At 67.0% G+C, this 20,978-nt stretch carries 21 protein-coding genes; 10 read left to right on the forward strand and 11 right to left on the reverse strand.

The window, feature by feature from the left end:
- The first annotated feature begins 88 nt into the window (after positions 1-88).
- A complete protein-coding gene (gene glgC / locus ACV7NQ_RS10460) occupies positions 89-1,303 on the forward strand; it encodes a glucose-1-phosphate adenylyltransferase (RefSeq protein WP_463359441.1) in 1,215 nt (404 codons plus the stop codon).
- A gap of 323 nt (positions 1,304-1,626) precedes the next feature.
- Here glgC and ACV7NQ_RS10465 read toward each other — a convergent pair whose 3' ends face one another.
- Positions 1,627-2,259, reverse strand: a complete 633-nt coding sequence (locus ACV7NQ_RS10465) for an O-methyltransferase (protein ID WP_463359442.1) — start codon at positions 2,257-2,259, stop codon at positions 1,627-1,629.
- 410 nt (positions 2,260-2,669) lie between these two features.
- Between ACV7NQ_RS10465 and sigE the strand changes: the two genes are divergently transcribed.
- From sigE to ACV7NQ_RS10495, 6 genes are all read left to right on the forward strand, one after another.
- Positions 2,670-3,326: an RNA polymerase sigma factor SigE gene (sigE, locus tag ACV7NQ_RS10470; RefSeq protein ID WP_463365612.1), complete on the forward strand. Its 657-nt coding sequence runs from the start codon at positions 2,670-2,672 to the stop codon at positions 3,324-3,326.
- Positions 3,327-3,383: 57 nt separating this feature from the next.
- Entirely contained in the window at positions 3,384-3,809 is a 426-nt protein-coding gene (locus ACV7NQ_RS10475) for a hypothetical protein (RefSeq protein ID WP_463359443.1), read from the forward strand.
- Positions 3,810-3,819: 10 nt separating this feature from the next.
- Entirely contained in the window at positions 3,820-5,358 is a 1,539-nt protein-coding gene (locus ACV7NQ_RS10480) for a S1C family serine protease (RefSeq protein WP_463359444.1), read from the forward strand.
- Positions 5,359-5,390: 32 nt separating this feature from the next.
- Positions 5,391-5,807 (forward strand): Sec-independent protein translocase protein TatB, encoded by a 417-nt coding sequence (gene tatB / locus ACV7NQ_RS10485; protein ID WP_463359445.1) that lies wholly within the window; start codon positions 5,391-5,393, stop codon positions 5,805-5,807.
- Positions 5,808-5,870: 63 nt separating this feature from the next.
- Positions 5,871-6,743, forward strand: a complete 873-nt coding sequence (locus ACV7NQ_RS10490; RefSeq protein ID WP_463359446.1) for a hypothetical protein — start codon at positions 5,871-5,873, stop codon at positions 6,741-6,743.
- Positions 6,744-6,821: 78 nt separating this feature from the next.
- Positions 6,822-6,995, forward strand: coding sequence for a hypothetical protein (locus ACV7NQ_RS10495; RefSeq protein WP_463366107.1), 174 nt, complete (start codon positions 6,822-6,824; stop codon positions 6,993-6,995).
- A gap of 120 nt (positions 6,996-7,115) precedes the next feature.
- Here the strand turns inward: ACV7NQ_RS10495 and ACV7NQ_RS10500 are convergent, their stop codons facing one another.
- The 6 genes from ACV7NQ_RS10500 to dapE form a co-directional block, all read right to left on the reverse strand.
- Entirely contained in the window at positions 7,116-8,054 is a 939-nt protein-coding gene (locus ACV7NQ_RS10500) for a glucosyl-3-phosphoglycerate synthase (protein ID WP_463359447.1), read from the reverse strand.
- Complete coding sequence (gene folP / locus ACV7NQ_RS10505; protein WP_463359448.1) at positions 8,051-8,935, reverse strand: dihydropteroate synthase; 885 nt, start codon at positions 8,933-8,935, stop codon at positions 8,051-8,053. Before folP ends, ACV7NQ_RS10500 begins: the two co-directional genes overlap by 4 nt.
- A gap of 149 nt (positions 8,936-9,084) precedes the next feature.
- Positions 9,085-10,854, reverse strand: a complete 1,770-nt coding sequence (locus ACV7NQ_RS10510; protein ID WP_463359449.1) for a long-chain-acyl-CoA synthetase — start codon at positions 10,852-10,854, stop codon at positions 9,085-9,087.
- Positions 10,855-10,858: 4 nt separating this feature from the next.
- The gene (locus ACV7NQ_RS10515) at positions 10,859-11,449 is read right to left on the reverse strand and encodes an LOG family protein (protein ID WP_463359450.1); all 591 of its coding nucleotides are present in this window, start codon (positions 11,447-11,449) and stop codon (positions 10,859-10,861) included.
- Positions 11,443-12,249 carry an LOG family protein gene (locus tag ACV7NQ_RS10520; protein WP_463359451.1) on the reverse strand — a complete coding sequence of 269 codons (807 nt, stop codon included), beginning with the start codon at positions 12,247-12,249 and terminating at the stop codon, positions 11,443-11,445. The genes ACV7NQ_RS10515 and ACV7NQ_RS10520 overlap by 7 nt, the downstream gene beginning before the upstream one ends.
- 53 nt (positions 12,250-12,302) lie before the next feature.
- Entirely contained in the window at positions 12,303-13,400 is a 1,098-nt protein-coding gene (gene dapE / locus ACV7NQ_RS10525) for a succinyl-diaminopimelate desuccinylase (RefSeq protein ID WP_463359452.1), read from the reverse strand.
- A gap of 94 nt (positions 13,401-13,494) precedes the next feature.
- Here dapE and dapD point away from each other — a divergent pair, with 94 nt between their 5' ends.
- Positions 13,495-14,442: a 2,3,4,5-tetrahydropyridine-2,6-dicarboxylate N-succinyltransferase gene (gene dapD, locus ACV7NQ_RS10530; RefSeq protein WP_463359453.1), complete on the forward strand. Its 948-nt coding sequence runs from the start codon at positions 13,495-13,497 to the stop codon at positions 14,440-14,442.
- Between the two features lie 160 nt (positions 14,443-14,602).
- On the opposite strand, the gene ACV7NQ_RS10535 is transcribed toward dapD, so the two are convergent.
- Positions 14,603-16,012, reverse strand: a complete 1,410-nt coding sequence (locus ACV7NQ_RS10535; protein ID WP_463359454.1) for an acyl-CoA synthetase — start codon at positions 16,010-16,012, stop codon at positions 14,603-14,605.
- A gap of 144 nt (positions 16,013-16,156) precedes the next feature.
- Between ACV7NQ_RS10535 and ACV7NQ_RS10540 the strand changes: the two genes are divergently transcribed.
- Complete coding sequence (locus tag ACV7NQ_RS10540; protein WP_463359455.1) at positions 16,157-16,480, forward strand: oxygenase MpaB family protein; 324 nt, start codon at positions 16,157-16,159, stop codon at positions 16,478-16,480.
- An 8-nt stretch (positions 16,481-16,488) separates the two neighbouring features.
- Here ACV7NQ_RS10540 and ACV7NQ_RS10545 read toward each other — a convergent pair whose 3' ends face one another.
- Positions 16,489-17,121, reverse strand: coding sequence for a TetR/AcrR family transcriptional regulator (locus ACV7NQ_RS10545; protein ID WP_463359456.1), 633 nt, complete (start codon positions 17,119-17,121; stop codon positions 16,489-16,491).
- 247 nt (positions 17,122-17,368) lie between these two features.
- Here ACV7NQ_RS10545 and ACV7NQ_RS10550 point away from each other — a divergent pair, with 247 nt between their 5' ends.
- Positions 17,369-18,238, forward strand: a complete 870-nt coding sequence (locus ACV7NQ_RS10550; RefSeq protein WP_463359457.1) for an oxygenase MpaB family protein — start codon at positions 17,369-17,371, stop codon at positions 18,236-18,238.
- A 15-nt stretch (positions 18,239-18,253) separates the two neighbouring features.
- Here the strand turns inward: ACV7NQ_RS10550 and ACV7NQ_RS10555 are convergent, their stop codons facing one another.
- Positions 18,254-19,231, reverse strand: coding sequence for a proline dehydrogenase family protein (locus tag ACV7NQ_RS10555; protein ID WP_463365613.1), 978 nt, complete (start codon positions 19,229-19,231; stop codon positions 18,254-18,256).
- Positions 19,232-19,283: 52 nt separating this feature from the next.
- Entirely contained in the window at positions 19,284-20,921 is a 1,638-nt protein-coding gene (gene pruA / locus ACV7NQ_RS10560) for an L-glutamate gamma-semialdehyde dehydrogenase (RefSeq protein ID WP_463359458.1), read from the reverse strand.
- Positions 20,922-20,978 lie beyond the last annotated feature (57 nt).

The following is a 20,978-nucleotide window of genomic DNA, read 5'->3' on the forward strand; positions in this document are numbered from 1 at the left end:
CCGTCCGTGCCCAAGCTCACCGGTTCAAAGTAGACGTTCATATCCACAGAGGCCACTCGCGCCCGTACTACACGGTAGTTTGGGCATTGTGAGGAGCCAGCCGCACGTACTCGGGATCGTGCTCGCCGGTGGCGAGGGGAAGCGCCTATTTCCACTCACCGCGGATCGGGCCAAGCCGGCAGTCCCCTTCGGTGGCGCCTACCGGCTCATCGACTTCGTGCTGAGCAACCTGGTCAATGCGGGCTTCCTGCGATTGTGTGTACTCACGCAGTACAAATCGCATTCGCTCGACCGGCATATCTCGCAGACCTGGCGACTATCGGGTTTCGGCGGTGAATACATCACGCCGGTGCCTGCCCAGCAGCGGCTCGGTCCGCGCTGGTACACCGGCAGCGCGGACGCGATCATGCAGTCGCTGAACCTGATCTACGACGAGGATCCCGATTACATCGTGGTTTTCGGCGCCGACCATGTCTACCGGATGGATCCCGAGCAGATGCTCGCGGCGCACATCGATTCCGGCGCGGGCGTCACCGTGGCGGGCATCCGGGTGCCGCGCAGCGAGGCGAGAGCCTTCGGCTGCATCGACTCCGACGAGTCCGGGCGTATCACCCAGTTCCTGGAAAAGCCCGCGCATCCCCCCGGCACGCCCGACGACCCGAACGTGACCTTCGCGTCCATGGGCAACTACGTGTTCACCACGAAGGTCCTGGTGGATACGATCCGCGCGGACGCCGACAGCGCCGACTCCGACCACGACATGGGCGGCGACATCATCCCGTCGCTGGTTGCCGCGGGCGAGGCCGCCGTCTACGACTTCGCCGACAACGACGTTCCCGGCGCCACCGACCGCGACCGCGGCTACTGGCGCGACGTCGGCACCATCGACGCCTTTTACGAGGCGCACATGGATCTGGTGTCGGTGCATCCGGTGTTCAACCTCTACAACAAGCACTGGCCGATTCGCGGCGCCGCGGAAAACCTGCCGCCCGCGAAGTTCGCGCAGGGTGGCTTGGCGCAGGAATGCATCATCGGCTCGGGTTCCATCCTGTCGGCCGCCACCGTTCGCAACTCGGTGCTCAGCTCCAATGTCATGGTCGACGAGAGCGCCACCATCGAGGGCAGCGTGCTCATGCCCGGCGTGCGCATCGGTCGCGGCGCCGTGGTCCGCCGCGCCATCCTGGACAAGAACGTGGTCGTCGGCGAGGGCGAAATCATCGGCGTGGACACCGATCGCGACCGCGAACGCTTCGCCGTGAGCCACGGCGGCGTAGTCACCGTCGGCAAGGGCGTCTGGGTCTAGCCGCGCTGGACATCCGCAAGTGCAGGCCCGAGGGTACCGGCGTCCTACGCCTGCCCGCGGCCCGCGATCTGCTCGACGAGGTCCGTCAACTCAGCGCGATCGCCAGGCAGTGGCCCCGTGCCCGCGCACTGGTCGGCCGACTGTGCGAGCGCCCACGGGCGCCCGTGCCGTGAGCGGGGCGCGGCACTGGCCGACTTCGAGGATCTGCGATCCACGTTCCAACATGGTTGTACCTCTACCGCTTTCGGGACCGCGCTGTGTCGCGGCCTTGCACGCGATCGGGTACCCGTCATCGGACGGTGGAATCAGGCCCCCCGGCGAAACTATCCGCGCGAGGCGCAGAGCAGACCGTCACCGACCGGAATCAGCACGCTGGTGAGTTCCGGGTCCTCGGCGATCGCCCTGGTGGCCGCGCGCACGGCCTGGGTGGCCGCGTCGCGCTGGGTCGTATCGGGGACGCGACCGCCGAGCAGCGCATTGTGCAGCAGGATGGCGCCGCCCGCACGCAGCAGGCGCACGGCCTGGGTGACGTACTGCGGATGCTCGAGCGGCGCGGCATCGATGAACACCAGGTCGTAGGCGCCGTCGGCGAGGCGGGGCAGCACATCGAGGGCGCGTCCGTTGATCAGCCGGGTGCGGGCGGGCGGAATCTCGGCGGCACGGAACGCCTCCTTGGCGGCACGCTGGTGTTCGGGCTCAGAATCAATGGTGGTCAGCGTGCCGTCCTCGCGCATCCCATCCAGCAGCCACAGCCCGCTGATGCCCGCCCCGGTACCCACCTCGACCACCGTCCGCGCGCCGAGCAGCTGTGCGTAGATGCTCAACAGGGCGCCGACCGACGGCGGCACCGGCGCCGCACCGAGTTCGGTGGCCCGTTCACGCGCACTGACGAGAACTTCGTCCTCCACGACGGATTCCTCCACGTAGGAGAGATTTCGCTCCAAGTTCGATGCCACGTAAGCAGGCTATCCCGCGAGTCCGCCTCCCCGCGTTTTCAGCACACGAGTGAGTGCGTCGAATGTTGTGCGGCAGGCCCATGCCCGAAGTGCCGACACCGATTCGGCCGCACGCGTTTATGTCCTTCGTTCGTGGCAACAACGGCGTCATAAGAAGCGATAACCGATTCGAGAGACAGGCTCGGGGAGCCCGGCTTCAGATTCTCAGGTGTCCCTCAGGGTCTCCATATCCCCGGCATATCGGAACAAAGAAGAGTGAGCTCTACGCAAGACCAGCTGACCGCCCGGTGCGGGACGCGGGAACAACGACATACACGTTGTCGGTTGTAACTGTCAGCAAAGATCCGCGGATACGGATCGGCGCCGAGTCCCAGAGCTCACGGTCCCGAGTAGGAGGTAGCTCCATCCACATGGTCGATGCGGCGCGTGATTACGCCACCCAGCCAGTACTGCCGATCGAAGCCGAGACGGCAGCAGAGTCCATGAACGAGCTGAGCGGTACCGCTGCGTTCGATGCCACGGGCGACCGATCGGTGATGCCGTCCTGGGACGAACTGGTCCGTGAACATGCCGACCGGGTATACCGGCTGGCCTACCGTCTCTCCGGCGACGCCCAAGACGCCGATGATCTTACCCAGGAGACCTTCATCCGGGTGTTCCGCTCGCTGTCGAACTACCAGCCTGGCACCTTCGAGGGCTGGTTGCACCGCATTACCACGAACCTGTTCCTGGACATGGTGCGCAGGCGCAACCGGATCCGGATGGAGGCGCTGCCGGAGGATTACGACCGGGTGCCCGCCGAGGGTCCCAGCCCGGAGCAGGCATATCACGATGCCCGGCTGGACCCCGGCCTGCAGTCCGCGCTGGACTCGCTGGCTCCGGAATTCCGCGCCGCGGTCGTGTTGTGTGACATCGAGGGCCTCTCCTACGAGGAGATCGGCGCGACCCTCGGGGTCAAGCTCGGCACCGTGCGCAGCCGGATCCACCGCGGCCGTCAGGCACTGCGCGACTACCTTGCGCATAATGGAAGTGAGCAGCAGTTCACCGCTGACGCGAACATAGGGTGATTTGTCGGGTGCCGACGTCACCCGAGCATTGGATGATGTCGGAAGGATGAGCACCGAATGAGTGGCGACTCCAGCACGTCAGGTCTTTCGCCGCACGGGGTGCCAGGCAGCTCGAATGCCAGGCAGCCGCGTTTTCGCCCCACCGAACATCTGGCCAGCGAGGCAATCGCGGCCTATGTCGACGGCGAGCTACGGATGAATGCTTATTTGCGGGCCGCTCAACACCTTTCCCTCTGCCCGGAATGCGCGGCGGAGGTCGATGCGCAGCAGCAGGCGCGTATTGCGCTGCGCCAGGGCGGTCACGTCTCCATCCCCATCGGCCTGCATGACAGCCTGACGCGTATTCCGCTGGCCGAACTGCCGGGCGGCGCGACGAGCGCCTCGGCACGGCCCACCACCGGGACCCCGCGCAATGAGGCTGTCTTCGGCTTTTTGACCGATTCGTTCACCGCGACCCGGTGGACAACGTGGTGGCGCAAGTAGAGTTTGGCGAGTGACCACCGAATCGACGAACAGCAGATCGGCCGACACCCCGGATTCGGCGGCCAACCGGGGGAACCTGAGGCCGTCGGACGCGCCCGTGCTCGGGCCGCGCCCGGTCTATCGACCCCATGTCGACACGCATACCGCGCGGGCCTTCCGCCGCCCCTCGGGCCTGACCGGCTCGTTCGCCGGGCCCGCGACACCCCAGAACGGATCCGCTGCAGCGCAACTCGGCCCGGATGTGCAGAACCGCCCGCCGGACGCCGTGCTGGCCGAGGCATTCGGGCGTCCCGAGGGTTCCACCGACATCCTGCAGCGTGATCCCGCCGCGGTGGACCCGACTGCCCCGGTGGCCGGTCCGGTCGACCCGTGGCGCGATCCGGAGACCGGCGCCCGCCTCGGTCCGCCCGCCGTGTCCACGCCGCAGCCCGGACCGCTACCGCAGGCGAAGAAGGTCTCGGCCCGCGAGGTGCTGTTCGGTTCCCGGGTGGCGCCGAAGGCGTTGGTCCTGCTCGCCGTGGTCGCTCTCGCGATCGGCGTGCTCGGCGGCTTGGCCGGCAGGCTGACCGCCGAGGCCGCCGCGCCGTTGACCTCGCGCAAGGTCGCCCTCGCGCAGAACGCCGATATCGAGCGGCCGCACAGTCAGATCGCCAAGGTCGCCAACGCGGTGCTGCCGGCGGTGGTGTCGATCCGGGTCACCGTCGGCGACAACGGCGCGACCGGTTCCGGCGTGGTGATCGACGGCGCGGGCTATGTCGCGACGAACAATCACGTGATTTCGATGGCGGCGCAGGACAAGTCGAATCGCGCGGCCATCCAGGTGACCTTCTCCGACGGCACCCGGGTGCCCGCGCACATCGTCGGACGCGACCCGAAGACAGACCTGGCGGTGCTCAAGGTCGATGTGAAGAATCTCACCGTGGCCAATTTGGGCAAGTCCAAGGACGTCCAGGTGGGCGACGAGGTGCTGGCGATCGGTTCGCCGCTCGGCCTGAGCAAGACCGTCACCTCCGGCATCGTCAGTGCGATGCACCGCCCGGTCGCGCTGTCCGGCGAGGGCAGCGACACCAAGGCTGTGATCGATGCAGTGCAGACCGACGCGTCGATCAACCCGGGTAACTCCGGTGGCGCGCTGGTCGACATGGAGGGCCGGGTCATCGGCATCAATTCCGCGATCCGCAGCGAGACCGGCGGCTCGGTCGGTCTCGGCTTCGCCATTCCGGTTGACATGATGGCCGAGGTGGCCCAGACCCTCATCCGCGACGGTCAGATGCACCATCCGATGATCGGGCTCAGCGCCCGCACCAAGCAGGTTGCCAACGACGTGATGAGCGGCGCCGCCGTCGCCGATGTCACGCCCAACGGTCCGGCGGCGAAGGCCGGGATCGTCGAGAACGATGTGATCGTGAAGATCGGCGACCGCGAGGTGACCGGTCCGGACGAGCTGGTCGTCGCGGTGCAGTCCAGCAAGATCGGCCAGACGGTGAACGTGCAGTTGATCCGCGACGGCAGGCAGGTTGACGTGCCGGTCACGCTGGAATCCGACTGAGCTGGGCAGGGATACCCAGGTAGCCTAGACCTGTGTTCAGCAACATCGGCTGGAGCGAGATGGTCATCCTGCTCGTCGCCGCCCTCGTGATCCTCGGCCCGGAGCGACTGCCCGGCGCGGTTCGCTGGACTACGCGCAGCCTGCGCCAAGTGCGTGACTACGCCAGTGGCGCCACCCAGCAGCTGCAGCAGGAGCTCGGCCCGGAATTCGATGAACTGCGCAAGCCGCTGGCCGATCTGAACGAGCTGCGCCAGATGTCGCCGCGTTCGATGGTGACCAAACACCTTCTCAATGGCGACGATTCGTTGTTCCGCGATTTGGAGAGCGCGGTGCCGGACAAGAAGGACCTGTTGGGCAGCAGCGGCGGGATGCCCGAGTACCCGATGCCCAAGCTGGAAAAGCCCTTGGAGCGCAACGAACGTCCCCCGATCGACATCGACGCGACCTGAAAAGCCCGCCTCTTGTCAAGCAGGCTAGACACCGGGTCGTGTCCAGATGTCTAGACTTCGCACATGTCGGCCGATGACGTGGCGCGCGTTTTCGCGATCGAAGACAAGGTCGAGCGATTGAAGGCAGCCACCGACGGGGTGGCGGCGGCGCAGCAGACCGTCAACGAACTCACCAGGATCCGCCGTGCGGTGATCAGGGAGCTGCACGCCGAAGGCTGGACCTTCGCAAGAATCGGTGCGGCGGCGGGACTTTCCCGCGCCCGGATCCATCAGGTGAGTACCCAGGGCCCCGCGCCCGAGGGTCTGTTCTTCGGGCACGGGTCGCTCACCGTGCTCGCCCCGGAGGTGCGCAGCGGCCGGGTGCTCGGCGCTCCGGATCCCGCGGCGGCGCAGCGGCTCGTCGAGTTGCTGCACGAGTTAGGCTTCACCGCCACGGTCGAGCATTTCCTGCCGGGCAGGCCGATCGATCTGAACCGGGACGGGTTGATCGTGCTCGGCGGTCCCGAATTGTCCCCCAGCGTGCGCCAGCTGATCACGGCCGATCCGCGGCTGCGTCGCGCGGTGGCCAGGGCAGGCGATGCCCGCCGCGGCATCGAGGACCGCGCGGCCCGGCGGGTGTACCGGCCCGGCGGTCCCGAACCACACGACATCGCCTATCTGGCCCGCCTACCCCGTCCCGACGGGCGTGGCACCGTTCTGATCATCGACGGCCTGCATCCGCCGGGTTCACTGGGTGCCATCCGTTTGCTCGCCACCCGGCTTGCCACCCTGCACGAGCGCTCGGCCGCCCACCTGTTCTCCGTGCTCGTCGCCGTCCGCTACGACCGCGCGACCGGTGAGCCACAGGAAGCCGAACTCCTCACCCCCGTCTACCGCCACGACCACGAGCCAAGGTCCTCGATATCCGCCATGAGACGCAGAGTCGAAGGCCCCTGACCGCTGCGGCCGACGCATTCTGCGGTCCCCGCCACCGAGATCACCGCGGCCATCAGCTCGGCGCCCGGCACGAGTTCGGTGCAGTGCACGGGTTCCGCCGAAGCACTGGTCATCGAGATCCTGACCGCCGCCGAAGGGGTGCCGCACCGGCGCCCGCACCCCGACGAGACCGCGATCTCCATCGCCGCCCAGATCTTGGCCGAACGCGGTCGCGGATCCGCCCGCCCGCTCGACGGACCCATCCACCACTGATCGACTACAGCTGGATGCTCGATGCCGGTCGAGGCCGACGCGGACGACAACGGCACCGAGGAACCAGCTCAGCACGACCAGAGCATGTACGTGGCAGCGTGGTGGTTCCCCGGCGACCGGTCACGCCGCTGCGCGAGCGGGTCGCAGCGTGTTCATCGGTGGACGGTCGGCGAGCGACACCGCGGTGCTGTGTGCGGTGAAGGCGTCGCCGATCAGCGGGAACTGGGTGAGCGCGGCACCGGAGTCCTGCACCCCGCTACGACCGAGCACGGTCCCGATGATCTGGCGGCTCATCACGCCGAGGTCGGCGAGCGGGCGGTTGCGGTGGGTCCGGACACCCAGGTTAACCTGGCCGATCGCGGACAGACCGAGGCGATCGTAGGTGTCGAGCAGCAGCCCGATTTCCACGCCGTAGCCGGGCGCGAACGGCACCGAGGTCAGCAGGTCGCGGGTGCCCGCGTATTCGCCGCCCAGCGGCTGCAGCACGTCGGACAGTTCCGGACGCAATGCGGCCAGCAGCGGTCGAGCGACGAGCTCGGTGACGCGGCCGCCGCCGTGTGCGTCGACCGCGGAGCCCTGGCGCAGCGGCCTGCGGTAGTAGGCCTTGACCAGATGCATGTCGTCGACCATCAGCAGCGGACCGAGCAGCTTCGGCACGAAGGCCGGATCCGGGTCGATCAGGTCGGAGTCGACGAAGGCGATGAGGTCACCGCTGGTCACGGCCAGCGACCGCCACAGCACCTCGCCCTTGCCCGGTTGCGGATCGAGTTCGGGCACGGCCTCCTCCCGACTGATCACCTCGGCGCCCGCGGCGGTGGCGCGCTCGGCGGTGGCATCCGTCGATCCGGAGTCCAGCACTATCAACTCGTCGACAAGTGTGCCGAGCAGCGGCCGGATGCTGGCCACCACGTCGGCGACGGTGCGTTCTTCGTTCAATGCAGGCAGCACCACGGAAACGGTGCGCCCGTCCTTGGCGGCGACGAGTTCGTCGACCGTCCAATCGGGTGTGTCCCATGTATTGGTCGTCGCCCAGGCGGGCTCGCGGTGTTGGATTTTCATACCAGACCTCGCAAGGTTCGTGCGGGGGGCCGGATGCCCTGAATCGCGGCGATCATGTCTACTACGCGCCGGGTTTCGGCAACCTCGTGGACTCGGAAGACTCGGGCGCCGGCCGCGGCCGACCATGCCGTTGCTGCCAATGTGCCCTCCAACCGTTCGGAAAGACCGACACCTAGAGTCTCCCCGATAAAATCCTTGTTGCTGAGCGCCATCAAGACTGGCCATCCGGTATTTACAAGAACGTCGATTCCCCGCAACAACTCGAGCCCGTGATAGGTGTTCTTGCCGAAATCATGCGTCGGATCGATCAAAATCGAATCCTTGCCCACCCCTGCCGCAACCGCATTCTCGGCGGCTTGCACCACGGTATCGGTCACTTCGGCCACCACATCGGGGTAGCGCACCCGATGCGGCCGGGTCCGCGGCACCGCGCCGCCGGTGTGGCTGCACACGATTCCGGCATCCAGATCCGCGGCCATCCAGACCAGATCCGGATCGGCGCCCGCCCAGGTGTCGTTGATCAGATCCGCGCCCGCGTCCACCGCGGCCGCTGCCACCTCGGCACGCCAAGTGTCGATGCTGATGAGTAGCTCGGGGTACTTGTCCCGGATCGCCGCCACGAACGGGACCACCCGCCCGGCCTCTTCGGTCGGGTTGACCATCGCACCCGGACCCGCCTTGACCCCACCTATATCGACCAGATCAGCGCCTTCGTCGACGGCCCGCGCGACAGCGTCCATGGCCGCCGCGTCGGTGAACGTCGCGCCCTTGTCGTAGAAAGAGTCAGGAGTGCGATTGACGATCGCCATCACCAGCGCGCGATCCGTCGCCACCGGCCTGCCGCACAAAGTCGGAAGCGGCGCTGCGGTGGGGCTGAACATGGCTCCGACTGTACCGACTCGTGTTGCAACCAGTACCCGGTGCGGGCGCATCGAGACACCGACCCGAACACCCCGAGCGCGAGATTGGGAAGTATCAACGCCGCTGAGCTCGCTAGGTCCCGCCATCACCGGAACCAGCGGGGTCTCCGTCAGTTCTTGGGTGCGCGGCCTGCCGCGACATCGGCGGCGTAGTTGTCGTAGGCGGGCACATAGCCTTCCGATCGGCCTGCCAGCACGTAGAGCGAGCTGTCGTCGTTCGGCTCGTAACCCTGCTTGCGCAGTTCCACCTTGTGGCTCTTGAAGGTGGAGGTCTGCTCCAGTTCGGGCACCACCCGGACGAACAGTGGCACCGCGTATCCGGGCAACTGCGCATAGACCTGCGCGGCGAGCGCGTGCCCATCGAATTCGGCCTCGGGATACAGCGTCACCGCTCCCATGCCCGCTTTGCCGTCGGTACCGGGAATGTCTACGCCGTAGACCACGGCCTGTGAGATCGCGTCTGCCTGCGCCAACGCGCCCTCGACCTCGGTGGTGGCGACGTTTTCGCCCTTCCAGCGGAAGGTGTCGCCGAGTCGGTCAAAGAAGGCGATGTGGTGCCAGCCCTGATCGCGGACCAGGTCGCCGGTGTCGAACCAGACGTCGCCGTCGGTGAAACCGTCGCGTACCAGCTTGGCCTCGGAGGCGGCCTTGTCGGTGTAGCCGTCGGCCGGTGAGCGACTGGTGACCTCGGCCAGCAGCAGCCCGACTCCGCCGGAAGGCACCCGCCGCAGCCGACCGTCGTTGCCGCGCTTGGCCTTTCCGGTGGCATCGTCGTATTCGACGATCGCGTACGGCAGCGGCCCGAATCCGGCGGTGCGGTCGACCCCGAACGCATTGACGAAGGCGATATTCACCTCGCTGGCGCCGTAGAACTCTACGATGCGGTCGATGCCGAAACGGTTCTTGAATTCATCCCACAGTTCCGGCCGCAGACCATTGCCAACGGCGAGCCGGATCTTGTGCTGGCGCTCCACCGGCTTGGCAGGCTGGTTGAGCAGGTACCGGCACAGTTCACCGATATAGATGAATGCGGTGGCTTTCTCCCGGATGACCTCGTCCCAGAATCCGGACGCGGAGAATTTCCGGCCGAGCGCGAAAGTGCCGCCCGCGGCCAGCACCGACGACAGCGCGACGGTCAGCGCATTGTTGTGGTAGAGCGGCAGGCAGCAGTAGAGAGTGTCGGTGCCGTGCAAGCGAATTCCGAGTCCACCGAGTCCGGCCATGCTCTTGGTCCAGCGCAGGTGCGTCATCACGCTGGCCTTGGGCAGCCCGGTGGTGCCGGAGGTGAAGACCAGGAAGGCCCGCTCCCGCGCGGTGATCTCCGCACACACCGGCGGATCGGCGGCGTTCGCATCCCGGGCGGCGTTGTCCAGATCCTGCGCGTAGAGCACATCGGCAAGCGGCTCGGCAAGCGAGTCCAACGCCTCCCGGCATTCCTCGCCGACCACGTTCAGCACGCTGTCGAGCAGTCCGACGCTGTGCGCAAGCACGGTGTCGCACTGATTGTGGTTGAGCAGTCCGACGGTCGCGCCGAGTTTCACCGTGGCCAGCACCACGAACATGGTCTCTGGCCGGTTGGTCATCAGCACGCCGACCACGTCGCCGCGCTGTACGCCCCGCTGTGCGAGCACGCTCGCGTACCGGTTCACCTCCGCGTTGGCGTCGCCGTAGCTGAAGGTCTTGCCCTCGAACCGCAGGAACAGCCGGTCCGGATACCGGTGCGCGTTGCGCTGGAAATACAACCCGACCGAGGACTTGTCGCCCGGCCCGACCAGCATGCCGCGGGCGCTACGCAGCATCGACGGAGCGTCGAGGGCCATGCCCGGCAGTCCTCGTGCGATATCCAACAGGCTGACCGTCGGGCGGGCATCGGTGCTCACGCAGTCAATTCTCCTCGTCCGGGGTGGCGCTGTCATCCAGCGCCGCAAGGGGTTCCAGCGCCGCGAAGGCCGACTGCAGATCGGTGGCGACGGTGATTCGATCCCTGGCGAAGTCGGACACGAACTTTCGGTCGTACAGTTCGTCCAGCCACCGGAACAGGCCGTCATAGAAGCCAACGGGGTCGAGCACCACCACCGGCTTGTCGTGCTGGCCGAGATAACCGCCGGTCCAGGTCTCGAAGAATTCTTCGAGGGTGCCGATGCCGCCGGGCAGTGTCAGGAAGGCGTCGGCGCGATCCTCCATGGTCTGCTTGCGTTGGCGCATGGTGTCGGTGACGACGAGTTCGTCGGCGTCGACATCCGCGACCTCTCTGTGCACCAGGTGCTTCGGGATCACGCCGATGGTCTTCGCGCCGCCCGCCCGCACCGCGGTGGCCACCGCGCCCATCATCGAGACGTGGCCGCCGCCGGAAACCAATTGCCAACCGCGCCTGGCGATCTCGGTGCCAACGCGCGCGGCCAGGGCAATGTGGGCCGGGTCGGCGGTGCTGGCCGAGCAGTAGACGCATACGGAATACACCGACTCCCTCACCACTGGTCCTCCGTCCCGATCGCGTCCTTGGCGCCGCCCGCCTCCACCGCACCGAGCACGATGTCGCAGACCTCCTCGACGCTGTCGGTCACATGCAGCAGACCGAGGTCTCCCGGCGAAATCTTGCCCGAGCCACCGAGTGAATCGCGCAGCCAATCCACCAGTCCCGCCCAATATTTGGTGCCGAACAGGATAATCGGGAAGCGGGTGATCTTGTGGGTCTGCACCAGGGTGAGCGCCTCGAACAGCTCGTCGAGGGTGCCGAAACCGCCGGGCAGGCAGACGAATGCCTGCGAGTACTTCACGAACATCGTCTTGCGGGCGAAGAAGTAGCGGAAGTTGATACCGAGGTCGACCCACTCGTTGAGGCTCTGCTCGAACGGCAGCTCGATGCCGAGGCCTATCGAATATCCACCCGCCTCCGAGGCGCCACGGTTGGTCGCCTCCATCACGCCGGGCCCGCCGCCGGTGATCACCGCGAACCCGGCCTGTGCCAGCGCACCGCCGATGGCCATGGCGGCGTGGTATTCCGGATGGCCGGGTTGGGTGCGCGCGGAACCGAACACGGTGACCGCGCGCGGCACCTCGGCGAGCGCACCGAAGCCCTCGACGAACTCGGCCTGGATGCGCAGCACCCGCCACGGGTCGGTGTGCACCCAGTCGCTCGGTCCGTGCCGGTCCAACAGATTCTGATCTGCGGTGCCACCGGGCTTGCGGTCGCGGCGAAACATTATCGGTCCGCGGAATTTGGGGGTCGACTTCGGCGTGCTGGCAACCTCGTCATCGGCGGCTTCGGTGGACATGGGTGCCACGCTACCGGGCCGTAACCGAGTGCAGGTCGCTACCTTGGTTCCGATCAGACGGCGCCGGTGAGATAGGTGCGCAGCATGGCGGTGACCGCAGTGATCTGGGCGACCGGCACATGCTCCTCTCGCTTGTGCGCCAGGTTGGGGTCGCCAGGGCCGAAGTTCACCGCCGGGATGCCGCGCGCGGCGAAGCGGGAAACATCGGTCCAGCCGTATTTGGCGCGCACGCCGCCACCACCGTGGCTGTTCACCGAGGCGAGGAGGTTCTTCGCGGCCGGGGCGGTCAGGCCGGGCAGCGCGCCCGGCGCGGAGTCGGTCACCTCGAAACTCAGCTCGAGACCGGCGAACACCTCGCGCACGTGGTCGACCGCCTGGTCGACGGTGCGGTCGGGTGCGAAGCGGAAGTTGACGTCGACCTCGGCGGCGTCGGGGACGACATTGCCCGCCACGCCACCGGCGACCCGGACCGCGGACAGCCCCTCCCGATAGATACAGCCGTCGATATCGACCTCACGTGCCTTGTAGTCGGTGAGTCGCTGCAGGACCGGCGCGAGCCGGTGAATGGCGTTGTCGCCCAGCCACGCCCGCGCCGAATGCGCGCGCACGCCCGAGGTGGTCAGCCGAACACGTAGCGTGCCTTGGCAACCCGCCTCGATCCAGCCGCCGGACGGTTCGCCCAGAATCGCCAGATCGCCCGCCAGCCACTGCGGCAGCTCGCGTTCGATGCGGCCGAGTCCGTTGAATTCGGCGGCGATTTCCTCGCAGTCGTAGAAGATCAACGTCAGATCGTGCACGGGTTCGGCGACGGTCGCGGCCAGATGCAGGAACACCGCGTCACCCGACTTCATGTCGACGGTGCCGCAGCCGTAGAGCACCTGCTCCCCGCCCTCCACCTCGAACCGGCTCGGCACGTTGTCGGCGATGGGCACGGTGTCCAGGTGCCCGGCCAGGATCACCCGCGTCGGCAGCCCCCGGTCGGTGCGAGCGAGCACCACATTCTTGTGCCGCAGCACCTCGAAGCCGACCGTCTGCTCGCGCAACGCCCGCTCGACGAGGTCGGCTATCGGCTCCTCATCGCGGGAGACACTCTCGATGTCGACAAGGGCGGCGGTGAGCTGGATCGGGTCGGCGCGCAGGTCGAAGGTCATCGTGTCAGCCTAAGTCCGCGGTGCGTGCCTGCTGGGCTCGAGGTCATCGACGTGGCGTCCTGCTGGGCGGTCGCAGTCGGTATTCTCTCTTGACGTGAGCATTCAGGGAGCAACAGCAGTCGGTATCGCCAACGTGACCTCGGACGGGACCGTCCTGGACACCTGGTACCCGAACCCGCGACTGGGCGAGTTCACCGAGACCGGCACCAAGCGGCTGGACCAGGCTCCCGACGAGCTCGCGGGCCTGGTCGGCTTCGACGACGCCCGCGGCGTCGATGTGATCGCGGTACAGACCACGATCGCCGATCTGTCCGCCGCACCCGTCGACGCGCACGATGTCTACCTGCGCCTGCACCTGCTCTCGCATCGGCTGATGCGCCCGCACAGCGTGAGCCTGGACGGCCAGTTCAGCCTGCTCAGCAATGTCGTGTGGACCAATTGCGGCCCAGCGGCGGTGGAGGGCTTCGAGGTGACCCGCGCCAAGCTGCGCGCCCGCGGTCCGGTCACCGTCTACAGCGTAGACAAGTTCCCGCGGATGGTGGATTACGTGCTGCCGTCGGGCGTGCGCATCGGCGACGCCGACCGGGTCCGGCTCGGCGCGCACCTGGCCTCGGGCACCACGGTCATGCACGAGGGCTTCGTGAACTTCAATGCCGGGACTCTGGGCAACTCGATGGTCGAGGGCCGCATCTCCGCGGGAGTGGTGGTCGGCGACGGCTCCGACATCGGCGGCGGCGCGTCCATCATGGGCACCCTGTCCGGCGGCGGCACGACCGTCATCTCAGTCGGTGAGCGCTCCCTGCTCGGCGCCAACGCCGGCCTCGGCATCCCGCTCGGCGACGACTGCGTGCTCGAGGCGGGCCTGTACCTGACCGCGGGCACCAAGGTCAGCACCCCGGACGGCACCGTTGTGAAGGCATCGGAACTGGCCGGGCAGAACAACCTGCTCTTCCGCCGCAACTCGCTCACCGGGGCGGTGGAAGTGGTGCTGCGCAAGGGCACCGGCATCGAACTCAACGCCGCCCTGCACGCCAACGACTGACCGCGGTCCGGCCCCGCCGTCTACTACGAGGCCGATTCGGCGAGACCGAAGGCGATAATCCGCTCCGGGTGGATGCGGATCAGTTCGCTGATCTCACCGGTGAGGTAGGTCTTCACGTCGGTCAATGCCTCCGCGGTGCCGCGGACTTCGGCGAGCTCGCTCAGCCGAGCAGCTTCTTCTGCACCTTGCCCATGGCGTTGCGGGGCAGTGAATCCACCACGCGGACCTCGCGCGGACGCTTGTGCACCGAAAGTTGCTCGGCGACATGCTCGATGAGGTTCTTCTCGATGGAATCGGTTGCCTCGCCACGTAATACGACATAGGCGACGATGCGCTGGCCGAGGTCGGCGTCGGGCAGTCCGACCACCGCTACCTCCGCGACCTCGGGGTGTCCGAGCAGCGCGGTCTCCACTTCGCCTGCGCCGATGCGGTATCCGCCGGATTTGATGAGGTCGACCGATTCCCGACCGACGATGCGGTGGAAGCCGTCGGCGTCGATGGCGGCCACGTCACCGGTCTTGAACCAGCCGTCGTCGGTCCAGCATTCGGCCGTCGCGTCGGGGCGGTTGTGGTAGCCGTCGAACACCATCGGTCCCCGCACCTGGAGGCCGCCGATGCTGTCGCCGTCGTGCGGAACCGGTGTACCGGATTCATCACGAATCCGGGTCTGCACGCCCGCGACCGGGACACCGACCCAGCCGGGTCGCCGCTCACCGTCCGCACGAGTGGACAGCGTGATCATGGTTTCACTCATCCCGTAGCGCTCGACCGGCGCCTGGCCGGTGAGCTCACGCAGCCGCTCGAATACCGGCACCGGCAGTGGCGCACTGCCGGAGACCAGCAGTCGGGCCGTGGCCAATTGCCGTGCAGCAGAGGTATCTTCGGCGACGCGCGACCACACCGTCGGCACCCCGAAATAGAGCGTGCCCGCCGCGGCCGCATACGCCTGCGGGGTCGGCTTGCCGGTGTGGATCAATGGGCTGCCCACCCGCAGCGGACCGAGCACGCCGAGGATCAGACCGTGCACATGGAACAGCGGCAGCCCGTGCACCAGTATGTCGTCCGCCGTCCAGGCCCAGGCGTCGGCGAGCGCGTCGAGCCCGGCGGCGATAGCGCCGCGGCTCAGCACAACGCCCTTGGGCGGACCGGTCGTCCCGGATGTGTAGAGCACGAATGCCGGTGCGGCAGGCTCGGGTTCGGCGTAGCTGTGCCAGGAGCGGGCATGCACCCGCACCGGCACCACCGGCAGGTTCGTCTCCGCGGGCGCCTCGCCCAGCCATGCCTGTGCAGCCGAATCGCCGAGGATGTGCTCGAGTTCGGCGGTCCCGGAGTCCGGCGGCACCGGCACCACGGTGACCCCCGCGATCAGGCAGCCGACCACCGCGAGCACGGTGCTGACGGTCGGCCTGGCCAGCACGGCCACCCGGTCCGCGCGGGCTATGCGTTCTGCCACCGAGGTCGCGGCGCCGAGCAAATCGCTGCGCGAGAGCGTCACCCCGTCGATGGTGACCGCGTCGGGGATGTCCGCCCCGGCGGCGACCGCGAGCGGGTTCAGGGAAGAAAGCAGCATTGGCGCACCGGACGACATTCGCTCACGCTACTTCGGCGATGCGCGACGCAGCCACGCTGGCTACCGACTCGCCGGTGCCGATCACGCCGACACAGCTCGATGAACCGATCCGGTGCCGGTTGACACCCCTATGAGGGAGTGAGAATGTTGATTCACATCTTTCTCAACGACGAGAACGCGGTGCGCGATTACTTCAACGACCTGATCGACCTGAAAATGCTGCCACTGCCCGCCCGGCTGCCCTTCGCCAGATTGCACCGATTTGTGGTCACCGGTCTGCTACCCGAACGGCTACGCGCCGAGATGGGCATGACCTGGACCGCACGCGAGGATCGAAAACTCGCCGGATTCCTGCGCACCCCTCGGTACAGTATCGGCACGAATGCCGAAGCAGGCCGAGCTGTTTCCGATCAACTTCTACCTGGCCGACTGTGCGTCCGGCGACGACTCGGCCTGCAGCCGGTGTGACAGGCCCGCTAGCAAACCCGGAACGAGACGACCACGTGATCGCGCGCGAACTGTCGCGACTTGGCGTCGTCGCCAAGCGGAATGACGGTCTGCGGCGTTAGAGCCAGCGATACCGCGGTGCGCGCGATCATCTCCGCGAGCGGTTCCGAATCGTATTCCGGCAGTTTCCCTTCCGCCTGCAACCGAGTAATGAATTCGGCCAGGTAGTCGCGACCGAGCTCGATGACAGGAGCGCCCTTGACGGTGAGGTAGGGCAGCACGATCTCCGGCTCGGTCTTGAGCAACCGATCCAGTAACTTGTTGCCGCGCAAGCCATTCAGGAAGGCAACGAACAGTTCGACGATCTGATCCTCGGCGCTGGCGTCATTATCGACCTGCCGCTGCAGCGTGGCGTCGACCTCGTCGATGAACTGCCGCGCCTGCCGCATCCCGACAGCCTGGATGAGATCGGACTTGCTGGCGAAGCGCCGGTAGAGCGTGGCAAGCGAGAGCCCGCAGCGGCGCGCGACCTCGACCATGCTGGTGCGCTTGATGCCGAAGTCGAGGAACGCCAACAGCGCCGCGTCGAGCACTCGGGTCTGATTACGGTCTTCGGGCCTCGCGCTGCGCAACAGCGGCAGCAGCCTGGCAAATCGCGCCATGTCCGTTCCTATCCACCTCGCCGAAACGATGACAACTCGAGCATTGCATAGAGTCATCGACCGGCTGGCCCGTACGTGTCGATTGACACACGTTCCGGTCGATGAGACGCCTACATGTTCGACCTGCGGCGGCGTATGCGACTGAGCTAACCGCTGGTCCAGAGCGGCGATACCGCCCGATTGACATACCAACGAGTCAATGAGAAGGTGAAAATGCAATCTTCTCACTGGAAAGACGAGGCCGCCGATGACCGCGCCCCTTCGCGCAACGACGCACGGACCGGCAATCACCTGTCGCTACGGCACAGCGGACGACTTCGCCATCGAGGAGTTCTGGAGCGGTGTCGCGGCCTTCCTCGGCGGCACTGCCAACGTCATCATGCAGCTGAGCCTGAAGCCCGTGGCCTACGGCGTGCTAGAGAGCACCGTCGAGACCGGCCGGGTGGATCTGCACCCCTGGAAGCGGTTGCGCACCACGCTCACATATCTGGCGGTCGCGATGATGGGCACCGAGCAGAACAAAGCGGTCTATCGGGAAGCAGTCAACCAGTCGCACCGACCGGTGCACTCGAAGCCCGGTGACGCGGTCGAGTACAACGCTTTCGACCCGAAGTTGCAGCTGTGGGTGGCGGCCTGCCTGTACTGGGGCGTCGTCGATCTGGAGGAACGGCTGCACGGCCCGCTGGACGAGGACACCGCGGCGGTGTTCTACCAGTACGCCGCCCGATTCGGCACCACCCTGCAGATGCGGCCGGAGATGTGGCCCGCCGACCGGAAGGCATTCGAGGAGTACTGGAACACCAACCTGGCCACCAAGACCATCGATGCACGCACCCGCGCCTACTTCGACCATCTCATCGACCTGAAGATGGTCGCCCGGCCGCTGCGCGTCTTCGCCCCGGTGCAGCGGTTCTTCGTCACCAGCCTGCTGCCGCAGCACCTGCGCGACGAGATGCGCATGACCTGGAGCCCTCGCCAGGATCGGTTCGCGAACCTGCTGCTGCGCGTCATCGGCGCCGCGCACAGCCGACTTCCCAAGCAGGCCAGGCTCTTTCCGATGAATGCCTTCCTGTACGACATGCGCAGGCGCCATCGCCTCGGCAAGCCGCTGGTGTAATACGGCGGTGTCGGGTCAGGATTTGCTGACCAGAGCACGCAGGAAGAACGTCAAATTCGCCGGGCGCTCCGCGAGACGCCGGGTGAGATACCCGTACCACTGACTGCCGTACGGCACGTACACCCGCATCGCATTGCCCGCGGTGGCCAGACGCAACTGCTCGACGTCGCGGATCCCGTAGAGCATCTGGTGCTCGAATCGGTCCGCGCCCCTGCCGGTTTCGGCGGCAAGGCACTCGCCCGCGGCAATGAGGACCGGATCGTGCGAGGCCACCATCGGATAACCCGACCCGCGCATCAGGATCTCCAGGCAGCGCAGGTAGGAATCGGTCACCTCGGACGCGCGCTGGAAGGCGACGGCATGCGGTTCGCGATAGGCGCCCTTGCACAACCGGATTCGCGATTCGCCGCCGGACAGCTCGCGACAGTCCGCCTCGGTGCGGCGCAGGTATGCCTGCAATACCGCACCGAGCCGGGGGAATTCGGCCCGCACCTCGCGGATCGTCGCCAGCGTGGCATCGGTGGTGGTGTGATCCTCCGCGTCGACGGTGACCCACACGCCCGCCTGAGCGGCCTTGGTGCACAGGATGTGCAGGTTCTCAGTGGCGATCGCGGGTCCGCTCTCCGGCACCGCCTGCCCGAGCGCGGACAGCTTTACCGACACCTCCACCCGCGCCGCCGCGCCACCCTGCTCTGCCGCGTCGTTCAGCGTCGCCACAACATCATTCAGCGCTGCCAGGTCGTTGATCAGCGAAAGATATTCCGCCAGTGTGGCATCCGCCTGCGCACGATCGGTGGTGTTCTCACCGAGGAAGTCGACACTGACCGTCCGGCCGCTGGCGAGCAATTCGCGCACCACCGGAGTGAGCTCGTCGCGGGTCTCGCCCGCGACGAAGCGCCGCACGATGCTCGCGGTAACCGGAATTCCGGTGAGCGCCTTCTTCATCCGCGGCGACCCCGCCGCGGCGAGGATGACAGGTCTCAGCGGATTCATCACGCCGCCCCAGCCCGGCGACAAAGGCGTGCGGCCGGACAACTGCAGTTCATCACGCTTCCCCCATGTGCGGATACCGGTAATCCGTCGGCGGTACGAACGTCTCCTTGATCGTGCGTGGCGAGGCCCAGCGCAGCAGGTTCAGCGGCGACCCCGCCTTGTCGTCGGTGCCGGAGGCTCTGGCGCCGCCGAAGGGCTGTTGGCCGACCACCGCACCGGTGGGCTTGTCGTTGATGTAGAAGTTGCCCGCCGCGAATCGCAATGCGGCGGTGGCCTGTTCGACGGCGTGGCGGTCCTGTGCGAACACCGCGCCGGTCAGCGCGTAGGGCGCCGCCGATTCCACCTCGGCGAGCACGGCGGTGTAGGCGCCCGGTTCGGCATCGTCGTAGACGTGCACCGACAGGATGGGTCCGAAATACTCGGTGGCGAAGGACTCGTCGTGCGGATCATCCACCAGCAGCACGGTCGGCCGCACGAACCACCCTTCGCTGTCATCGTATTCGCCGCCCGCCGGGATCGCGATGCCCGCCGCCCTGGCTCGCTCGATGGCGGCCACGTTCTTGTCGTAGGCGCGTCGATCGATCAGTGCCCCGCCGAAATTCGACAGATCGGTCACATCGCCGTAGCTCAGTTCCCTGGTCAGATTCAGGAAATCGTCGCCCATGGTTCGCCACACCGATCGCGCGATGTAGGCGCGCGATGCGGCCGAACACTTCTGGCCCTGATATTCGTAGGCACCGCGAATCAGCGCGGCACGCAAGGCATCCGGGTCGGCGGACGGGTGCGCGACGATAAAGTCCTTGCCGCCGGTCTCGCCCACCAACCGCGGATACCCGTGGTAGCGGCCGATATTGGCGCCGACCTGTCCCCAGAGGAACTGGAATGTCGTGGTGGAGCCGGTGAAATGGATGCCCGCCAGCCGGGGATCGGCCAGCGCCACCTCCGATAGCTCTACGCCGTCGCCGGTCACCATATTGATCACACCGGGCGGCAAACCCGCCGCCTCCAGCAGCCGCATCGTGTAGAACGCCGACAGCGTCTGCGTCGGCGACGGCTTCCACACCACGGTATTGCCCATCAACGCGGGTGCGGTGGGCAGGTTCCCGGCGATCGCGGTGAAGTTGAACGGCGTGATCGCGTAGACGAACCCCTCCAGCGGTCGATAGTCGAGGCGGTTCCAGACTCCGGCACTCGACTCCGGCTGCTGCTCCAGGATTCCCCGCGCGAACGCCACATTGAATCGCCAGAAATCCACCAGTTCGCACGGCGCGTCGATCTCGGCCTGCTGGGCCGTCTTCGACTGCCCGAGCATGGTCGCGGCGGCCACTGTCTCCCGCCACGGCCCGGCCAGCAGGTCGGCCGCCCGCAGGAAGATGGCCGCCCGCTCGTCGAACGGCAGCGTCCGCCAGCCGGGCGCCGCCGCCATCGCGGTATCGATGGCGTCCTGCGCTTCCGAATGCGTGGTGTCGGTATAGGTCCCCAGCACCTTTCTGTGCCGGTGCGGCGCGACGATATTGTGCCGCTCGCCGATGCCCGGCCGATGTTTGCCGCCGACGACCAGCGGAATATCGACGGATTCGGCGGAGATCTCGGCAAGCTTGGTAACCAACAATTCCCGCTCGCGACTGCCCGGTGCGTAGGAGTGCACCGGCTCATTGCCGGGGGTGGGGACAACCGTGACAGCGTCCATAAACCAGGCTAACGCCGTTGCCGCGGTCACGTGGTAGCCGCGCCCTACCGAAGGCTC

It is taken from the genome of Nocardia sp. Tas62D01 (assembly GCF_055232035.1).

Excerpts from the sequence above, each read along its gene's own strand:
- ACV7NQ_RS10545 (WP_463359456.1), bottom strand. The coding sequence starts at position 17,121 with ATGGCGCGATTTGCCAGGCTGCTGCCGCTGTTGCGCAGCGCGAGGCCC.
- dapE (WP_463359452.1), bottom strand. The coding sequence starts at position 13,400 with ATGACCTTCGACCTGCGCGCCGACCCGATCCAGCTCACCGCCGCCCTT.
- sigE (WP_463365612.1), top strand. The coding sequence starts at position 2,670 with ATGGTCGATGCGGCGCGTGATTACGCCACCCAGCCAGTACTGCCGATC.
- ACV7NQ_RS10555 (WP_463365613.1), bottom strand. The coding sequence starts at position 19,231 with ATGAATCCGCTGAGACCTGTCATCCTCGCCGCGGCGGGGTCGCCGCGG.
- ACV7NQ_RS10475 (WP_463359443.1), top strand. The coding sequence starts at position 3,384 with ATGAGTGGCGACTCCAGCACGTCAGGTCTTTCGCCGCACGGGGTGCCA.
- pruA (WP_463359458.1), bottom strand. The coding sequence starts at position 20,921 with ATGGACGCTGTCACGGTTGTCCCCACCCCCGGCAATGAGCCGGTGCAC.
- folP (WP_463359448.1), bottom strand. The coding sequence starts at position 8,935 with ATGTTCAGCCCCACCGCAGCGCCGCTTCCGACTTTGTGCGGCAGGCCG.
- ACV7NQ_RS10535 (WP_463359454.1), bottom strand. The coding sequence starts at position 16,012 with ATGCTGCTTTCTTCCCTGAACCCGCTCGCGGTCGCCGCCGGGGCGGAC.
- ACV7NQ_RS10540 (WP_463359455.1), top strand. The coding sequence starts at position 16,157 with ATGTTGATTCACATCTTTCTCAACGACGAGAACGCGGTGCGCGATTAC.
- ACV7NQ_RS10520 (WP_463359451.1), bottom strand. The coding sequence starts at position 12,249 with ATGTCCACCGAAGCCGCCGATGACGAGGTTGCCAGCACGCCGAAGTCG.
- ACV7NQ_RS10490 (WP_463359446.1), top strand. The coding sequence starts at position 5,871 with ATGTCGGCCGATGACGTGGCGCGCGTTTTCGCGATCGAAGACAAGGTC.
- ACV7NQ_RS10500 (WP_463359447.1), bottom strand. The coding sequence starts at position 8,054 with ATGAAAATCCAACACCGCGAGCCCGCCTGGGCGACGACCAATACATGG.
- ACV7NQ_RS10550 (WP_463359457.1), top strand. The coding sequence starts at position 17,369 with ATGACCGCGCCCCTTCGCGCAACGACGCACGGACCGGCAATCACCTGT.